Here is a 19,858-nt window from a genome sequence, read left to right as displayed (position 1 = left end):
TAATTATTGAGCATGATGGATTTAAGTATCTTAAATTCCACGATGAACCACTTGCTCAAATCATTCAAAATGAATTGAGCAGAAAATGGTAATTTTCGTGGGGATCATTCAGCTCAGGATGACGTACATGACGCTCAGGATGACGTACCGGCGGAGTTACAAAAATATTGAACTTTTTCTATTAATATCAAATGTTTTTTTCTTGGATTAAAAATAAATTTTTTTCTTCAGCTATACTCCAAATTGATCAGGGAAAGATTATATCGGCAAGGAATAATTCCAATCCGATTCAACAGAAAATGGAGCAGCCCTTACTGCAGTTTTTCCATTGCAGCACGCTGAAATTAACATGAAAATTACACTTCAATTGAAATCAAATGCCAACGAAATTCCGTGGCAGGATCTTATTTTACAGTCTTCATATTTTATCAAAGCAGAATCCGGTAATTTTTTACCTAAGACTGAAAAATATTACCCATCCTCTTCGGCAGAGTTATCTCTTAAATTTACCAATGATTTGGTAATGGATAGAGATATATTTTTGATGCTATTTTCAAAATCAGGGAATATCCTGGCTCAGAACTCTATCCCGGCTACTGAGCTACGTGAAGAAAGGCCTGTCACTCTGGACTTTGATTATAATCCTGCTAATTTTCCTGAGCCAAGCGCAATTATCCCGGAAAGAAAACCTTTGTTTGTTTATGGGCGTCTTCTGGAAAAACTGGGGCGAAAAAATATGGAGGATATTCAGATTATTTTCGAAGCATCCAGAGAAAATGACAGCCCAATTGAAGCAATAGCCACAGTAAGAACTGAAGCAGGCGGTTATTTTTTTATTGAATATCCCGAAGGTAATTTTTCCTATGCGGCAGCAAGAATTGGTTTAAATGTAAAAGAAAATCCCGTTCCCATACATCTTGATAAAGTATTGGTTGATGGCGAAACCTCTTTGCTGGAATTTCCACGGCATGTAATCCTGGTTGCCGAACTTGAAGATATCGAAGAAATAACTGAAACAGACTGCGGTTGCCAGGAAATCGATATGCAGAACAATAAACGCGTTCTGGAGGAATATTCTTTTTTCAGTTTAATCCGCACTACTGAGCCAGAAATTCGTGGTTTTATTCTCGAGGAAGACGATGAGATTACACTGGAAGAAGTATTGAATAAACATCCAATAAAGATCTGGGAAATTATTGATCCTATTCTCAAACTGCCTGCATTTAATCATTTAGCCATGCGTGGCGGCTTTACTCCCTCAGAAATGAGTATATCACGAGCCAATCCAGGAACAGTCAATCCAGCACCCAGCAATGAAATGGCGGAATCACTGAAGAAAATAAAAATCAGCCGCAATGTGCTGCACAATTTTCTAAAAAATGAAGACGGTTTAAACAAGGATAACATCGTTTCGCTGATTGAATTGAATGAAGCCTTGCAATTTAAAAAACAAATAGCCCCTATTCCTCCCCAGCCTTTGGGCAGGGTTATTCTGGATGCTAACAATACCGTTCACTGGGATGTAGATGCGACACTTTATCAATCGGTTTCAGTCGCGCATGGCCATCTCCTTAATTTTAAATCGGAATGGATTGCTGATGGTTATTCACTCGGCGACCTTTTATACAGCCTGCCTCTGGCTCCTGGACAAAAGAAACAGATTGTGGTGTTTGACTGGGAACGTCGGGAGTCAGCCTCCAATGTCCAATCGATTGAATATGAAGAAAGCCTCTATAATTCGCTGGGACGCGATCGTGATATTTTTGAAATCACCAAAGGAGTAATTCAGGAAAATGTCAGAGGCAACTCCAGCGCCACAACAGCCAGCGCCAGCGCGGGTATCGGCGGCTTTGTGGGCGGCCTTCTGTTTGGCGTATCCGGAGGGGCTGGTTACTCAAGCTCGAATGCCTCACAGGATAGTCTGAGACAGACATCAGCCAGCGATCTGCAGAAAATCAGAGATCGAATTGTGCAATCTGCAAATGCCGTACGCAGCCAGCGGTCTTCCGTTATCCAAACCGTTTCTCAGGGGGAACGTTTTGAAGTTTCTTCAGAAACAGTTGCCAACTACAATCACTGCCATGCCATCACAATTCAATATTTTGAAGTACTGCGTCACTTTAAGGTCAGACAACGCCTTGCTGATGCCAGAGAATGTCTGTTTGTACCCTTACCCATGACCAGTTTTGATCTGGATAAGGTATTGCGCTGGAAAGAGCATTTAGCCCTTGCTTTAATGAACCCCGGGCTTGCCAAAGGATTTGAAGCGGCAACCCGGGTGAAAAACAAATGGATAGACAGCAATTTTCCCTCCGGCACATTCGCTTCCGAAAAAATCATCAATGCGTCTGGCAGCTTTCAAATTCGATTTATTATTCGTCGGCCTGAAGACAAACTGGTGGAAACGGATGATTATTCCAAACCGATTTATGGACCGACCGGCATTATCGGCTATCAGAAAAAAATGGTTGAAGATATTAACGAAGCGAACTGGCAAAGTCTCATTCCCTTCATGGGAGCCGATACACCACAAGGCTTTTACGAACATTACTTAAAAAATGCCCGCAATAAGGATGAAGTGTTCCATCGGGTGCTGGGAGAAAAGATTGCCACCGCCTTCGTAAGCGCCCTGACCTTCCATGTCGCCGATGAAAGCGGCAATGAAATCGCTTCGATGGCTTTCGATAGCAGCCTGACTTCCCGTTACCGCAAAGAAGGTATTCTCAATATTACCATCCGATTCATGGGCCCTTCACAGTTTAGCCGTGACAAATTGCACTACCTTAAAATTCGCTGCGGTACGACCAATGTATTACCTGATTATTCATCAATAATTATTGTTTCTGGATTTATTCGCTATAAAACAGCGCATTATGAAGGCTTTCTCTGCCGCTATCAAAGTATTCAGGATGATTTATCACCCAGTGATGGCGCGACTCTTTACGCGGGTCCAGGCGCTGATGAATTACGTGATCCGCGCAAGGATGATTTGGCGGTCTTAAACTCACTGCTAAGCCATTTGAATGATCATCTTGAGTATTACCATAAAGCACTTTGGTACCATATGTCGCCGGAAAGACGGTTCATGCTACTTGATGGCATTATTTTACCCGGCGAAAAAGGTCAGGGCCGAAGTCTTGCCTCTCTGGTTGAAAACGAGTTAATCGGTATTGTCGGCAACAGCCTGGTATTTCCAGTGGCCCAGGGTTTAAATCTTGATCCCAATTTTGGCTTGTCAGATTCGCTCTTTGATTATTATATGGTTTCAGCCACCGATCCTATTTCCATCAGTGTTCCGACCAAGGGAGTTTATGCGGAAGCGATGATGGGACGTTGTAATTCCTGTGAGGAAAAGGATGAAAGCCGATTCTGGCGCTGGGAAGAATCTCCCATTCCGGATAGTCCGACAGCGATTAGCCCAATCAGTACCGAAAGCCGCAGAGTGGATCCGGGTAATTTACAGCCTGTTCCATTGGCGAATCCAGTGGTCAATATTCAAAATGCTCCCAATGTGCCTGATCCAACAGGTATCGCCGGCACCTTATCACTTCTTGGCAAAGGTGATTCTTTCCGCGATATAACCGGCTTAAGCCAAAATCAAACCAATGCTTTGGAAGCGCTCAAAGCATCGTTTGATGCGACCAAAACATTTGGTCAGGAAGCGGCCAAACTTGAAATGCAAAAAATTATGGAGCGCCGTCTGGATAATGCGATTAAAGCGATTAACAGTAATCCGAATTTAGATGCCAAACAAAAAACTGAACTGACCGAAAAAGCGCTCAATGCTTATTTAGGTGCAGGCGCTAAATCGGATACACCGGCAAAAGATGAAAATGCCGATAAACTTCAGGAAGGTATTAATAAAAACCTTGATAAAGTCAGTAAAAGTAAAAGTGGTGAAGTGGCGGTTACCAAGCCCGATGGTACTAAAATTAACACTAAATTTAATGATGAAAATGGCTCAGGCCCTGCCATTGAAACGAAAATCGGCAAGGGAGGAATTACTCCGATTAAACAGGAAAGCGCCAATACCTGTTGGGCTACTGTGGCGACGATGATGATGCGCTGGAAAGACGGCACAAATTATACCGTCGAGCAGGTAATGACCAAGGCAGGGCCACAGTATCTGAATTATTACAATCAGAAACAAGGCCTGCCCTATACCGAAAAACAGGACTTTATCACCGCCCTGAAAATGAAAGGCGAGCCGGTTGCTCCGTACACCGCTGAAAATTATCATGCCTGGCTGATTGAATACGGCCCGCTCTGGGTTACTACGGATGCAGATGAGGGCAAGGGATTCTCAGCGCACGCCCGTATTATTACTGGCATTAGTAATGATAAGAAAACCCTGGAACTTATTGATCCCGCACAAGGTAAAAAGCTGACTCAGAGTTTTGAGGAATTTTCCAATAGTTTCAATGAACTGGTAACCGACAGTCCGCTGGTCCCCTCCACTCAGGTGGTTCATTTTATTGATAAAATTGCTATACCCAGTGAAGGGAATGATCCCACAGAAGCCGATATTGTTAAGAATCTGAATGAGTATAACCCTTCCAGCAGTACTGCCATCGTCATTAACACAATCGAATTTAACAGCGGTATTTCCGGAATTAAAAATTATAAAGACTGGAAAACAGATAGCTCTGTAGTTCACAATCGCCGTAAAAACGCTTATCGCGATCCCTTCAGTATCAGGCATCTGGTGCTTCATGAATCCGCTGCGGATACTGGCGATGGATTTGATGATTCGGTCAATGAAACCTCACACATGGCGGTCAGACGTGATGCGACTATCTTACAATTCAACGATTTGGTAGAACATGAAAATCACAGCTCGGCAATGAATCCAACCAGTATTGGCGTTGAATTTGTTAACCGTGGCTGGCTGTCATCCAAAACCGATAATGGCGGAGAAGGCATCCCGGCCAAGGAGTCGTCATTAAGTGCAGAGCAGAAAGAAACCTATAAAGAAGCTAATGGATATTTATGGGCGTTCTGGGGCTACGGTTTCGGAATCTATCGTGTTCCTCCTTCCCTGGATCAATTGGAGAAAGAAGTCGAACTGGTTAAATGGATTACAGTGGATTTACCCGCTCAGTTACAGGCTATCAGTGGTATCTCCATTTATAATCTATTCCCATCCATTGACGACACCTGGCTGCAATTAGTGTCCTATGAGGATGTCAAAGATGTGTGGACATTCAAAGAAGATGATATCCCTGCCGAAGCAGAACGCAGCACAAAAAATCTGTTCGTGTTTACGACCGGCTATGGTTATCTGATGCCAGCTGACATCAAAGATAAATCAGGGATTATTTCGCACAATGCGTTTTACGAGAACCATAGTGATGGCTCATTTTTGACCCTGTATACCTGGCTCAGGCTGCAAAAATCCAAAAACAAGAACGACGCTTATGCCATCTGTAAAAAATTAATGAAAAATCATTCCATCCGGGTTTCGCTCAGCAGCGATACCGACAAAAAGATTTTTCTACTGGATGTCAAAGATGCGAACCTGGTTTAGAACCTGTGCTAAGTTTAAAAGGAACAGGGGAGATCATCATGGCTGAACAGTTTGATGCCATTATTATAGGCACAGGACAAGCAGGTCCTTCATTGGCGGTACGTTTGGCCAATGAAGGTTGGAAAATTGCTATTCTCGAGCGCAATAAATTTGGAGGAAGTTGCGTCAATACCGGTTGTATTCCTACCAAACTCTACGTTGCCAGCGCTGAAATAGCGCATCATGCCGAAATAGCGAATGAGTTTGGAATTGAAATAAGCGGCAGCATCCGAACGAATATGAAGAAGGTTAAGGCGCGAAAAGACGCCTTTATCCAGAAAGCTTCGCTCGGTGTTGAAAACTGGTTAAAAAATACTCCTAATATCACTGTATTTTATGGTCAGGGCAAATTTATAGATAATCATACGGTCCATGTGAATGGCCGAAATTTATTTTCCGACCATATATTTATTAATGTCGGGGCCCGCGCCTTTGTGCCTCCAATGAAAGGAATTGACAGCATCGATTATTTTACCAACTCATCTATTCTTGAACTCGACACTATTCCAGAACACTTGATTGTAGTTGGCGGCAGTTACATCGGTCTTGAGTTTGCGCAGGTATTCAGGCGCTTCGGCTCTCAGGTAACGGTGATCGAAAAGGCCGATCGACTGATTGGCCGTGAAGATTCTGACGTTTCAGAAACCGTCTTGTCTATCATGCGCGAATCCGGAATACAAATAGAGTTAGAAACAGAATGCCTGTCATTTTACCGTGAGGGCGATGCGGTCATTGCTCAGGTTGGTTGCAAACACGATAGCAAATTGTATCGCGGAAGCCATGTGTTAATGGCCATTGGCAGAATCCCGAACACAGAAGATTTAGGAATTGAAAATACCGATATCAAACGCAATACTCACGGAATCATTGAGGTCGATGAGTTTTTGGCTACCTCTGTTCCCGGCGTATGGGCTATGGGCGAATGCAATGGACGAGGCGCATTCACCCACACCGCTTACAATGATTATCAAATTGTTGCCGATAATCTTCTAAATGGCAGTAAACGCAGTGTCGATGACCGGATTATGACCTATGCCTTGTATATTGACCCACCTCTGGGGCGTTGTGGAATGACTGAGGAGCAAGTCAGGAAAGCCGGTTATAAAGCGCTGGTGGCCAAGCGCCCTATGACCCAGGTTAAAAGAGCAATGATCAAAGGCGAGCCGACCGGATTCATCAAAGTGATTGTTGATTCCGAAAGCAACAAAATTCTGGGGGCCGCGGTTTTAGGAGTGAATGGGGATGAAATCATACATTCCATTCTGGATGTAATGTATGCGGATAAGCCCTATACTTTAATTCGTGACGCTGTTCATATACATCCCACTGTGTCTGAATTGATTCCAACCGCTCTTGAAAATCTGAAACCTCTGGACGAGTGACTGACCTGCTAAAACGAGTGATCCGGATTAAAGCCATTGAGCTGATAATCCGGCTCGTCTCTTTGATAAACATCCAGAGACTGCTTTAACTCATTGACTAAATTTTTAATATACGGCGGCAGTGCTTTTTCAATTTTGAGCAACGCTTCCGAGACGCCTTTTATACTACCCGATTGATATTCGTCTGCAAATTCGTCACAAGCACTAAGCTGCATGTAACGATTCTCGCTATAGAAAAAAGAGCGCTTACTATTGTCCGCTTTAAAAGCCTGATATGTTTTATCATTTTCAAGCCAATATTTAATCGAAGCACTTACTAATTTTATAGTTTCTGTAATATCTTCTTCAATGTAATGGTAATACTGATTCAGCTCGTTAATTGCCTGATTATCACTTGCCCAGGCGGCTAAAACCATATCGTGCATTTGATTTAAAGTCTGGTAATAACGGCTATATCCCTTGCCATTGTGCTTGAATAGCTCATACCATCGGCTTCCCGAAGTATTAATAACCTCATCATCAGCCATCGCTTTTTTCTTGGTATCGCGAATAAGTTTCAATACTGCCGAATAATGGGAGCTGTCAGTATTTCCTTTAAAACAGGAATCAACATTCGCTTTTAGCTTGCTTACTTGATGAGTTCGCGCATCTGATTTAAACCATCTGGCTTCATAGCCTTTAATCGCCTGTTGCAGATGGCCATGAAGCTCTTTGACCCGATGGGAATTTTCGCTGATTGTTGGATTTTTTTCTCCTATCGATTGCAACTCGCGGGCTATAGAAAGCAGTACTTGCTTCTGAGAAGCTTCTGGAATTGAGGGCGATTGCAGAGCGGTTTCAACGCCGCAGGCATAAGCTGCGAAGCAGTCTTTTAACAGGCAGTCGTTGCGTGACTCATTCCAGAAAAAAAGAAGCTCTGATTTAAGCTCCTGGGTATGGAATATTCTCTGTGTCAGTGCATTCATAAGCAAGATGCGAAATTCCCTTATTTCCTGATTTGAGAAATTAAATACATCCTGTTTTATTAAACCTTCAAAGCACAGTCCCGGGTTTCCCCTGGTATCTGAAATCAAGTGAATAAAATTGGCCACTACGGCTGCTGCCTTGTCATGAAGAGCGGGATTGATTCGCGTAAAATAATCAGCAATATTCGACCACAGGATATATTCAACACTTTTATGATTGGTTTTAAAGCTCGATTGCAATAAAAACAGTGTTTGCTTTGCCTGTTCCTGCCCATTTTCCTGGGAGAGCAAATCATTGTATCTGGCAAGTAAACGATATATCTCTTCCGGAGCGAAGGCTTTCCTATCGACAATATGCTGAATGAAACTGAATATCCATCCACTATTTTCTGACAACCAGGCTTTATCAATTTCTCTGAATTGTTCATATAATTCAGAAAAAGGCAGCCCGCTATGCACCCAATGGCCTAAATAGTAGTCCATTAATTGAAAATCAAATTCACTCGGAAAACTGGCGGCTTTTTGCAGGATTGAAAAAAGCAATTGGGGCTTTAAGCTTAACTGGACAGAGTGTTGTTTTAGTATATTCAATACAGCCGGATAATCAGCAGCTTTCGCCTCTTCAACAAATAAAATGGCCTTTCGCTGGATATCGCCTTGATTAATTAAATCGCTTTCAGCCAGATTGGGAATAATCTGATTAATTAAATTAAAAAAATCGAGCGTTATTCTTACTTCGTCTTTATCGAGAAAATAATGAGAAGCCGCTTGAAATACTGCTCGTTTCTGAGCATCAGGAAGTGTATTTCCGATAATCGAATTCAGCTCATCGTAGGATAATCTTTTTTTAACCTCTTTAACCATTTAATTCGCCCTGATTTCTCACATCTTCGGGCGATTATCGCAAGTTATTCTTAAGGGAGTATTAGTACATGTTTTTATTGCGAAAGCCTACACCGAAAGAAATCGTCGTTGCGAGCCCTGGCGAAGCAATCCAGATCGGAGTTTTAATGAGGCAATGAAATGGATTGCTTCACATTCGTTCGCAAAGACAGGTTTTGTAGCAACAGCCATGAACTAATTTACTCACCCAGCTCTTTTCTTGAAACAAACCCAATAAAGCGATCCAGCATGCGAACGCTTAATATACGTTTTAGGAATGCAAGAAAATGGGCAGGAAAGGTAACTCGATATTGAGGCTTGGGATTTTTTGCCTCGATTGCATGAATGATTTTTTTAATCACAGCATCAGGCCCGCAGGTAAAGGTTGATTTCGATTTTTGCTCGCGAAAATGATTCAGCATAAAATCATACTGTGTGGAAAAATGGCTGTCTTTCTGATTAATCTTTGTCAACGAGTAACTGATTGCATTGTCCCTGAAACGGCTTTCAATTGGGCCGGGCTCTATAGTGATAACCTTAATGCCTGAACTCTGAAGTTCTAATCTTAGCGTGTCGCTTAGACCCTCTACTGCATATTTTGATGCATTATACGCTCCCCGAAACGGCATACTGATCAGTCCCAAAATGGAGCTCATATTGATTATTCTGCCTGCTTTTTGCCTTCGCATTACTGGTATGACCAGCCTGGTCAGCTCCATTAAGCCAAACACATTAGTTTCAAATTGCTCACGCAGGGTATTGCGTTCTATATCTTCCAAAGCGCCGGTCTGCCCATAGCCGGCATTGTTGATTAATACATCCAGTTGGCCATTGGTCTTTTGCATTAGCAACTCAAAGCCTTGATGAATCGAAGCATTATCGTTCATATCCATTTGCAAGGCTTCAATTCCCTGCTCCTCCAGGCGGGTTAAATCCTCCTTTTTTCGACAGGAAGCAATAACCCGATATTGTTTTTGATGCAAAGCACCGGCTGCTTCATAACCAATGCCCGTTGAGCAACCTGTGATAAAAATAATTTTTTGCATAGTAAAGTCCAAAGTATTTAAAATAATCTATCCTGGCCGCAGAAGTTAACAACTCGGGCCCCTGATTACAAATTTTCAATTGTTACTCAAAGGATTTTCTGCTAAAAGCATTATTTTATCTATGCGATTATAAAATGCTGCGACGCTTATTGCCCTTCTTATTACTTAGTTTTACTCTGGCAGCGGCCCCTCAATTTAAACCCATGCAACCACAGTTGCAAAGCGTCTATGAAATCAATACTCAAGCGCTATGCTCGACCGCTAAAGAAACTTTAGCTTATCTGAATAAAGGGCCAGGCTATGATCCGCAGGTCATTCATGGCGGGAAAATAGTGCCTGTTTCTCTGGAAAGAGTGAAAAAAACGCTCGCTTTTATTTGTCAGCATCAAAAGCAGATGAGTGATCCTTCGTTTATCAGGGCAAATTTTGAATTTATCCGCTGGTATCCAGACTTAACTCAGGCTCAGAAGTTCACTTCCGGCAAGCCCTTGTTGAAAAATTTGCCCAAAGATTCTGTTTTAATGACTAAATATTTTGTGCACCAGGCGAATGTCAGCGAAAAAGCAACTCGAGAACATCCCTATGCCCTGTATGGATTGCCGAATGATGAACATCAGCTGACTATTGAGGAAGCTAATCAGCACCCGGAATTAACCCGTTTTCGCTATGGGAAACAAGCGATTCTTAAAGGAGCGCTCAAGCAAAAAAAGGTGCCGGTATTGGCCTATTTAAGCCGGGCAGATCTTGAAGAAGCTTTAATGGAAGGAACACTGGTAGCCTCCTTCCCCAATGGCCAGCAAAAAATATTCAATGTCCATCGCTGCAATAATATTGCCTATGATCGCAATAAAAAGCCCTATGCACAGGAGCGTTTCTGGTATTTCAGAGAAGTCGAAGGCATTAAAGGCTATGGAAAAGATGCGGATCATAAGATTACAGTTAATACTGAGGTGACATTTGCCGGCGATCTGCAGCAATTTGGCTTGGGAAAACTCCTTCTGATTCAATACTCGAATGCACAAGAGCAATCGATTACCCGCATGGGTATTCTGGCTGATACTGGAGGGGCGTTTGCCAATAATTTATACCAGATTGATTATCTGGCTGGAAGTTTTTCCAGCCGAGAAGAGTTTTTTCGTAAAACTGAGAAATTACCGAATTATATTGCCGCGTATTTTCTAGTGCTTAGAGCCTAGCTACTGAACCTGTGTTCGCATTGACTACATCCGTGGCCATTGAAACACTGGCATAGGCGGCGCGATGTTCGCTCAGAAATCCCCCTTGACGAACAAGCCCTGCGCAATAGTTCTGATAAGGAACAGAGTTTGTTACTTCCTGTTGAATTACCTGTAAATTCGCTAATTTCATTTGCGGAACTGATTCGATTAATTTGAGTAAAACAGGCTCGTTTCCATTATATAATTCATCCAAATGCGACATTAAATATCGTTTAAAACTGCTCTCAATTTCAGGCCAAATCGGCTCCATATTGATTTTCAATTGTTTGAGTTTTTCCATCAGTGATTTGACACCCTCACCTGCGTCGGTATTGCCAACTGCTGTCCTTATATACTCAAGGGTCACCTTTTCGAGCGCCTGTCTGGCAATTTGATTTAATATCTTTTCTTCGGCATCCTCTCGGCTTAAAAATTGCTTTGACTCCATATCATAAGCCTGAGAAATTACCTGATCCCCAACATCCATAACCCAGCCATGAACAGTGACCCCTTCTTTTTGCTTTGCTTTAATCAGAGGATACTCTAACAGTTTCTCCATTTGCATTTCGACATTGGTTTGGATAATCAGATTCAGTTTTTCCCGCTCAGAGAGATCTGAATAACCAGGCATTGCAGAAACTCTGGGAATGACGCCCGCTGCGTGTTTATTTAGCCAGGATGCAGTTGAAGGCACCTTATCTTTTATTCCTGGATTGGTAAGACCTTTCATACCTCCGCAATTGGAATGCCCTAAAATAATAACATGTTGAATACTATCCATAGTGGCCAGGGGATACTCTATACCTGATGCGGCGCTTTTACCTGGATCAGCCGGTACGAGATTTGCAATGTTCCTTACTGGAAATATCTTGCCGGGTCCGGCATTGAATATTAATTCGGGAACGACTCGAGAGTCGACACAGGTAATTAGCAGTATCTCAGGCCGTTGTTCTTCGGCCAGATTGACCTCTTGGTGTTGGGATGTTGAGTATCTGTTTTGCTCAATGTTGTTCAGTATTTGAAATAATTTTAGCAATCGCATCATTGCCTCCTGAGTAGTTTGTTCAGATATTTAACAACGATTGCATCCGAAAAGTCAAGTTTTTTTACAAAACTGTAAAGAGGTTTTGATCAAAAAATAGGCTTTAGAAAACTGAGTACTTCTTGATCACTGGTTTGGCGGAAATCATCGTACCAAAGCCCTACCGCCTGAATATCAGGAGGCAGTAGCGGGCAAACCACTTCATCAACAAGTCTTTCAAGTTCTTTACAAACCATAGGATCGGCCACCGGAACAGCAATGGTGATCGAGGAAGGATTCTGTTTTTTGATTGCCTCCACAGCCGCTTTGAGTGTGGCGCCAGTGGCAATACCATCGTCGATTAAGATAACTTTTTTTCCAGTCAGAACAGGATATGGCCGCTTGCCGCGGTAGACCGCTTCCCGCCGCAAAAGCTCACGCGTTTCTGCTTTGATAACTGCTTCAATCGCTTGTGCGGATACATTATGAGTTTTAATCAACTCCTCGTTAAAGAAAACAGTACCTCCGGAAGCAATTGCACCCATTGCCAACTCTTTGTAACCTGGCAATCCCAGCTTCCTTACAATTACCACATCCAGCGGCAGGTGAAATTTTTTAGCTACTTCGCAGGCTACAGGAACTCCTCCGCGCGGTAATCCAAGCACAATTCCATCGCTGTTTTTGTATTTTTCAAGGTATGTAGCCAGCAGTCTTCCTGCCTGACAGCGGTCCGTATATTTATCCATGTTTACCTTTGTAAAAACAGCCCATTTTATTCAAAAATATAGCAGTAAATGGTCTATACTTTTGGTGAACCTTAAGAGGAGGGTTAAGAATGACTGATGCAACCAATGAAGAATTAAATAACCTAGAGTCTTTGCATCATTATTATCACAGCATAATCAATTACATGCCTAATCTGGTTTACGTATTAGACAAAAATTGTATGATTGTCGATTGTAATCAGAATTTTCTTGATCTTTTACAATTGGAAAAATTGGAAGACTTGCCAGGGACTGTTTACTCACAGCTTGTAGAAAAAAGTCATTTTTCCGAAGCAAGAATTCAGAAGCTCAAACAAGATGATATTAATGCACTGCTTGAAGCAAAACCACTGATTGACGTAAAAGAAGCCCCTGTAATCGACGCCAGTGAAAAGATTGTCTATTATCATTCTTCCCGTATCCCCTTGTTTAATGAGCACAAACAAATAACCGGCATGGTGGTTATTCTGGTAGATACGACTGAAAGAAAGCAAATGGAAGAAGAACTGGGCAAGCTCAAAGAACGGCTTAAAGCCCATGTTTCCGATACAGAGCAATCCCATCCGCTCGTGTTTCGCGACCCTAAAAATCCTCCAAAAGTATTAATGATTGAGGATAATGCCATCGCTCAAAAAGCCGTGCAGGCCCTGTTAATGCAGCTCGACTGTCAGGTGGATGTCGCTGATTCCGGAGAGAAAGCAACCAGTTTATTTAAACCTGGAAAATATGACCTGGTATTTATGGATATTGGTCTGGAAGATGGTTCAGGATACATCGTTTCCAAAAAATTCCGTCAGATGGAAGATGGAAGCGGTTTCCGCGTACCAATCATTGCTTTAACCGGTTATGAGGCCGATGTGGTTAAAATCGATTGCAATGATTATTTCATGGAAGGGGCTATCACTAAACCCTTAACCAGCGAACAGGCAAGACAAATTATTGAACATTATATTTACCATATGGACATACCGATATCGGGTTTGAAGACGACTAAACCAATGTGATTCGCTCCTGTTCTCTCTGAGCTGCGCTTAGGTTACGGAAATTGTGTCATTTTCGGGAAGGAATTGTTGTAAATAGAATCAAGTAACTAACCTGTCGTCTTTGCGAACAAAGTGAAGCAATCCAGATCGAAGCCTGAATAAAGTGAGGATCTGGATTGCTTCGCTAACGCTCGCAAAGACGGTTCTTTGTGCACCTACGCAACAATACCTACACGGGGGATGGCAGTTTAATTTACCTCTTTAGGTATCGCGCATAAAGTGCAGCAGCCGGGCACTTAGGTAAATAAATCCTGGCAAGCAACTCTGAATAAAGCCTGGTTAATCCTCTCTTAATCTTAATTGATTACAATAGTAAAAAATACAGAGTAATACAGGTGAGGTAGCCTTTATGAGTACCGATGTTAACCAGGGACGAATTATTAATGTTTTAAACAAATATTTAAAAGCCAACAACTTCCCCTTTGAAATGAACCGCACCGGGATTTGTAATGGGCTCGCCATCGTTCATGCAAAATATGTGCTTGAAGGACGAAGTAAGGAATTTGAAAACATACTGAAATATATTTCAGAAGGAAAACGGGATAACAATATCACCGACGAGGACATCAATAATTTTGCCTTTCAGACGCTTCTAGCCTTTGCCCCCCACGAATTTGATAATAAGCTGCATCAGGTCACTGCGATGCAGGCTTTAAAAATTAAAGGAATTCCACTAAGTTCTTCTTTTAGTTTTTGCATGGCCGCTTCAAAGAGTAACTGGATACAAGCCTTACAGGATATTGCACTAAAAGACGATGAGGTGATGATTGTCGGTAGTATCAATCATGCCATTTCTATCCATAAAGCGAATGGTAATTACATTGTCTACGATCCCAACTACAGCAATGGATTTAAAAAGTTCGCTGATGAAACTGCTTTAGTTAAAGAACTTTATTCTAATGTTTTTCATTATAGCAAAGGCAATTTGGGCCTTGAAATACAGATACTGAGACATCCTGAAAAACAAAATGAAGAAAGAGTATTTCCTCATATTGAAAGTTTATACCAAAAGTATCTCCCCGATCCTAATCTAGTTGCGGAATGCGACGGTCAATTCTTTAAAACGCTTCCTGCTGCTGCCGCGCACAATGATAAATCAGTGATTGAATACCTGAAGCAACGCGGGGCGAATGGTTATGTGGAAGCCGCCATGGGCGCGGTAAAGTCTAATAATACTTCGGCACTTGAAGCCTTACTGGCGCATATAGATAAAGAGAATCAGATGCTCATCATCTGGGACTACGCTTTTAGCCTGGGTAGGGAAGACATAATAGGAATCTTGAAAGGGAATACACATTTTAAAGCATTTTACGAGACCTATATTTCTACCGATGTATTCCTTTCTGCTGCCACCTCCGGTAAAAATGCGACACTACTTGCTGAATTGATAGAGGATTACAGAGCAGTATCACTGGAGAATGCGCAAAAAAACTTTGTAAAGGCAAAGGAGAAATTAGAAGCTCAATTTTCCCCAGAGGAGCTGGTCCGATTTATACAAAGTATGCCTGAGAATGTTGATTCAGAACTTTCTCAATTGATTTTAGGACAAAGTAAATATTCCCGCTCCAAAAACCCCAGTCCCATGAGCAATGCGATTAGTAGCGGCGATGTTCAATCAGTAAGACGTCTTATGAAACAGCTTCATTCCTCCGGAACTGAACTGACAGACGAACAGAAAATCGGCTATCTGCTTGAAGCAATACGTGCCAATCGCAGTTCAGTCACCAGTTATTTAATCTCGAAAAAACCTGGTATTGCCAGAGAGTTAATGAAAACAGTCAACTTAAGTTTGTCAGCAGTTGAGCATACCAACATCTTGCTTTTACGTGATTTGCAGAGACATGGTGTTGAGTTTAGCCCTGCTGCTCAAATGATAATTGATAGAAAAGAACAAAAGGAATTAACGGTTGTTGAATCCCTCGGGATTGCCATCCTTAAGTTCGCCGACTTTCTTAAAGATATTTTTGTTAATAATGTTTCTTACAGTAAAATCAAGGGAGTGAATTACGATTCCAAAATGTTCAAATCAATTAAAGAGGAATTGCAAGCTGTCAAGCAAACTGATGAATTGGATGCCATTCCGGTTGAGGTGCTTGATCTCGACAGTCTGGGTCCTACTGTTGCGCGTTAGAGAGAGGTGGTTAAAATCAACCCTCACCCTAGCCCTCACTGCCATTAAGTTAAGCTCAGTTGTATATAAACTGTCCTCCCCGCGAAGGCGGGGATCCATCTCTAAGCTCGCTATAATGCCAATTGAGGAATGGATTCCCGCCTTCGCGGGAAAGACAAAAAATTTCTTTAACTTAATGGCAGTGACCCTGGCCCTCTCCCACTTGGGAGAGGGGATTTTCTCTTTTCTTAATCCGCCGTAGCCTGCAAATCCCCCGCCAAAGCCCTGCTTCTTCCCTCTCGGGCTTTCAAATAATTCCTGGAATAAGTCATGCTTGGCTTTTCCACTGTGAAATGGACAAGGTTTGCCAGAATGAATACCAGAGAAAGGGATAAGGTCGCCGACAAGGCAATATTCTGAGTCAGCGGGTAAATGAGGAAATAGATCGTATAACCAGTAAATCCGTGTAATAAATAAAGAGGATAGGAAATTTCAGCGAAGTGATTCAGGTATTTGCTGTAAGGAATTCGATCATTGATTCGATACAGGAACAGGAACATGACAATCCCGAAACAATGATTAATAAAAATTAAACTGCCAGTGCCATTTAAAATAGTTCCCGTATTCAGGCAGAAGTAATTAAGCGACATCATCAAAATGGTTGTGGTAATTCCCGTCAGAACAGACCACTGCTTTGACAAGGTATAATAAAATGCGGTGCCCACAAACATATAAGTAATGTAACTGCTGTTCATGGCAAGAAAGTTACCGAACCCCATGACCAGAGTGCGTGTTTCATCATGGAAAAATCCACTGAAATAAACAAAAAACTGGCTGGCAAAAAGCATGAACGCCGCCGACAATAGAAATGTTTCAACTCTTTTTTCAATGGAAAAATAAAAAAAGATAAAAAATAAAAGATAGAAGTGCATTTCAATTTCGAGCGTCCATAGCGCCCTTTCAATATGATGCGTATGTAAAACATCTCGTATTAATAGCAGGTTCGCTATTAATATGCGGGGCTGAAAAACGTCAGGGATTAGAGAGCTTCCCGTATAATGATTTGCGATGGTGATTGTACTGGCTGCGATAATCAGACAGACAATAGCGGTTGGATAAATACGAAATAGCCTACGAACAAGATAGGTGAAGGGTGTCGAATTTCTCAATGAGAAAGGAATAATATAGCCGCTAAGCAGGAAAAATAAGCCCAGGCTAAAAAAGCCGGCTCTGAAATCACTAAGCCCCAAATGGCTGAAGATGATGCCCAGATATTCAGTGAGCTGAACATGAGGATAATCAGGAAGGGGATCCTGGAAAATCATTTCATGAATGGCATTAGGGGTTAAAATCAGACCAAACCAATGGGTATAGATAACCAGTACACAGCCCACAGATCGAATGAGTTGCAAAAACCATATTTTTTGCGAGCTTTTAGCCACATTTTGCTCCGATTATTATTATTCATTGTGAGTCATTCCCTGCTTCGGAAATTGAAGTGTTTGATTCCGAATGCAAAACGATTTATCGCTTTAGCAGGTTTTTTTATCCAAAGGCATATTAACAGAGCTCTGAAAAAAAGTTAATCAAAAATACGACCAGGCCTTTCCTGCTATCTCAAATCGCAGGCAAAGCCTTAAAAACACTCATATACTTTGTTAGAGAGAAAAAATTGAGAAATGTTCATGCAATTAAAAGGATTCATGGTAAGTATACGCCTAAGCATCATTACCCTCTTTGTTCTGCTATTAGGGTTAATCGGCTTTGCAATTATGTTTATCAATTATCGCGCTTTAAATCAAATCCTTGGTGCAAGCGAAAAAAATCTCATTATTGAGACGACTCTACTGCTTAATGAACGCATCCATAATTACTTGCATCCCTTGAACCGGGATCTGCAAAAAATGAAAAATTTATTAAAAGAAAAGATTATTGACCCCATCGATCCGAAAGAATTTGACAAATACCTCCTCGAATCAATTCGTGATACCCCGCAATTATTTATGATTTATTATGGAACCAAAGAAGGCGATTTCTATGGTGTCGACCGCACGCAAAAAAATATCATTGGCTTAAATCATATTTTAAACACCAATGTTCCTCCTATCAAAGAACGCTATGAATACAATGAACAAGGCCAGCTGATTGAAACAGTAAAGCTTCACGACTATGACCCTCGCCTGCGCCCCTGGTATCTGGAAGCGGAGGCTATAAGAAAACCCACCTGGACCAATGTATATCAATTCGTAAATTTTGGTAACTATAAAAGTACTGTTTATGGCGTTACTGCAGCAATACCTGTCTATAATAAAAACGATAAATTTATTGGAGTCTTCGCGATGGATTTATCCATCGAAGGGATCCAGACTTTCATTAATCAGCTCAATTTGACCCAAAACTCACTGATTTATGTAACTGATAATAGCAAACAAGTCATCGCTTATCGCATCCCTCATGAAAAGAGAGATCTTGTTATAGACAAAAACCATCTCGCCTATCATTTGAAAAAACTGGATATCCCTTCATCAATTTTAAATAAAACGACCGGCTTGTTTGAAGTGAGCTCTTTTAAGCATGAAGGTGAGGAGTATTTCCTCATTCATCGACCGATTATGGAATCGCATCAATCAAAACCCTGGTACATCACGATTATTGTTCCGGCCAGTGATGTGTTAGCTCCGTTGAGAACTCTGCGCCTTCATACCTTATTATGGACAGCCTGTGTATTATTACTGGGCATTCTCATTGCCCGCGTTTTCTCACAACGGATTTCAAAACCCATTATTCAGATTGCAAATGAAGCCCAGCAGATAGCGCGTCTTGACATACAGCAAAGACCGCCTATAAAGACGCTCATCAAAGAAATTAATTATATGGATACCAGTCTTACCCATATGCAATCCAGCCTTTTATCCTTTCAGCGCTATGTGCCCAGTAGTTTAGTCAAGCAACTGATTATAAGTGGAAAAATTGCAGAAATGGGCGGTGAGCGCCAGGAAATCACAGTGCTGTTTTCGGATATTAAAAATTTTACAAATCTGACAGAACAATCAAGCCCGGAACAATTAATCACGTATTTATCCAATTATTTCCAGGCGATGACCGAAGCGGTTATCGTGCACGAGGGAATACTGGATAAATACATTGGTGATGCCATTATGGCGCTTTGGAATGCGCCTCTTAGTGACCCAGAGCATGCTTTGCATGCCTGCCAGACAGCTATTGATATGGCTCAACGCCTAAAGCATACCAATCAGCTCAATCAGCAGAATAATTTTCCTCTGTTCCATATTCGCATTGGAATCAATTCAGGTGAGGCGATTGTCGGCAATGTCGGCTCGGAAGAAAGACTCAGTTATACAGCCCTGGGTGACACAGTGAACGTTGCAAGCCGCCTTGAAGCAGTGAACAAACTATATCATACTCAGGTCATTGTCAGCGAAAGCACTTTCAAACAGGTGGCCGATCAATTTAATTTTCGCCTGCTTGATGAGGTTGCGGTTCGTGGTAAGCAGGAAAGTACCCGTATTTATGAACTTATTACTGACGACAACATCCAAAATCTGGACCAATACAAAGCAACATTTATCAAAGCGTTTAGCTATTATCAGCAAGGCGAATGGTTAAATGCGCTTAATCTGTTTGAAACACTTACCCCAGTCTATCCCGATGATCAATTGGCAAGTGTGTATATAAAACGTTGCCAGGCATTTCTCGATTCACCAGTTTCTGAATGGGATGGCATCTGGCGTCTGGGAGGACCAGGCACATAAGCCAAAAGATTTGCAAACAAGGATTTATAAAACATGAATAGAACAATCACGCTAATTGCAGTCATTATTTTAATACTAAGCGGGATTTA

General features: G+C 41.8%; 11 protein-coding genes. 6 read left to right on the top strand and 5 right to left on the bottom strand.

The window, feature by feature from the left end; genetic code table 11:
• Positions 1-349: 349 nt before the first annotated feature.
• Complete coding sequence (locus tag E1O89_RS14370) at positions 350-5,527, top strand: papain-like cysteine protease family protein (RefSeq protein ID WP_133140761.1); 5,178 nt, start codon at positions 350-352, stop codon at positions 5,525-5,527.
• A gap of 38 nt (positions 5,528-5,565) precedes the next feature.
• The gene (locus E1O89_RS14365; protein ID WP_133140760.1) at positions 5,566-6,948 is read left to right on the top strand and encodes an FAD-containing oxidoreductase; all 1,383 of its coding nucleotides are present in this window, start codon (positions 5,566-5,568) and stop codon (positions 6,946-6,948) included.
• Positions 6,949-6,956: 8 nt separating this feature from the next.
• Here the strand turns inward: E1O89_RS14365 and E1O89_RS14360 are convergent, their stop codons facing one another.
• Positions 6,957-8,777, bottom strand: coding sequence for a hypothetical protein (locus E1O89_RS14360; RefSeq protein WP_133140759.1), 1,821 nt, complete (start codon positions 8,775-8,777; stop codon positions 6,957-6,959).
• A gap of 218 nt (positions 8,778-8,995) precedes the next feature.
• A complete protein-coding gene (locus tag E1O89_RS14355; RefSeq protein WP_133140758.1) occupies positions 8,996-9,841 on the bottom strand; it encodes an SDR family NAD(P)-dependent oxidoreductase in 846 nt (281 codons plus the stop codon).
• A 134-nt stretch (positions 9,842-9,975) separates the two neighbouring features.
• On the opposite strand from E1O89_RS14355, the gene E1O89_RS14350 reads away from it, so the two are divergent.
• On the top strand, positions 9,976-11,037 hold the full coding sequence (locus E1O89_RS14350; RefSeq protein ID WP_133140757.1) for a hypothetical protein: 1,062 nt from the start codon (positions 9,976-9,978) through the stop codon (positions 11,035-11,037).
• On the opposite strand, the gene E1O89_RS14345 is transcribed toward E1O89_RS14350, so the two are convergent.
• Positions 11,027-12,103, bottom strand: a complete 1,077-nt coding sequence (locus tag E1O89_RS14345) for a carbonic anhydrase (protein ID WP_133140756.1) — start codon at positions 12,101-12,103, stop codon at positions 11,027-11,029. The genes E1O89_RS14350 and E1O89_RS14345 overlap by 11 nt on opposite strands.
• An 86-nt stretch (positions 12,104-12,189) precedes the next feature.
• Positions 12,190-12,825, bottom strand: a complete 636-nt coding sequence (locus E1O89_RS14340) for a phosphoribosyltransferase (protein ID WP_133140755.1) — start codon at positions 12,823-12,825, stop codon at positions 12,190-12,192.
• 89 nt (positions 12,826-12,914) lie between these two features.
• Between E1O89_RS14340 and E1O89_RS14335 the strand changes: the two genes are divergently transcribed.
• Entirely contained in the window at positions 12,915-13,847 is a 933-nt protein-coding gene (locus E1O89_RS14335; RefSeq protein WP_133140754.1) for a response regulator, read from the top strand.
• A 388-nt stretch (positions 13,848-14,235) separates the two neighbouring features.
• Entirely contained in the window at positions 14,236-16,017 is a 1,782-nt protein-coding gene (locus tag E1O89_RS14330; protein WP_133140753.1) for a YopT-type cysteine protease domain-containing protein, read from the top strand.
• Positions 16,018-16,244: 227 nt separating this feature from the next.
• On the opposite strand, the gene E1O89_RS14325 is transcribed toward E1O89_RS14330, so the two are convergent.
• On the bottom strand, positions 16,245-17,438 hold the full coding sequence (locus E1O89_RS14325) for an acyltransferase family protein (RefSeq protein ID WP_133140752.1): 1,194 nt from the start codon (positions 17,436-17,438) through the stop codon (positions 16,245-16,247).
• Between the two features lie 243 nt (positions 17,439-17,681).
• Between E1O89_RS14325 and E1O89_RS14320 the strand changes: the two genes are divergently transcribed.
• Positions 17,682-19,769, top strand: a complete 2,088-nt coding sequence (locus E1O89_RS14320) for an adenylate/guanylate cyclase domain-containing protein (protein ID WP_262337538.1) — start codon at positions 17,682-17,684, stop codon at positions 19,767-19,769.
• Positions 19,770-19,858 lie beyond the last annotated feature (89 nt).

This window comes from Legionella genomosp. 1, from assembly GCF_900640215.1.
GTDB classification, from domain to species: Bacteria; Pseudomonadota; Gammaproteobacteria; order Legionellales; family Legionellaceae; genus Legionella_C; species Legionella_C quinlivanii_A.
Note: the sequence above shows the minus strand (reverse complement) of the source record. Positions and strands in the feature narration are given on the sequence as shown.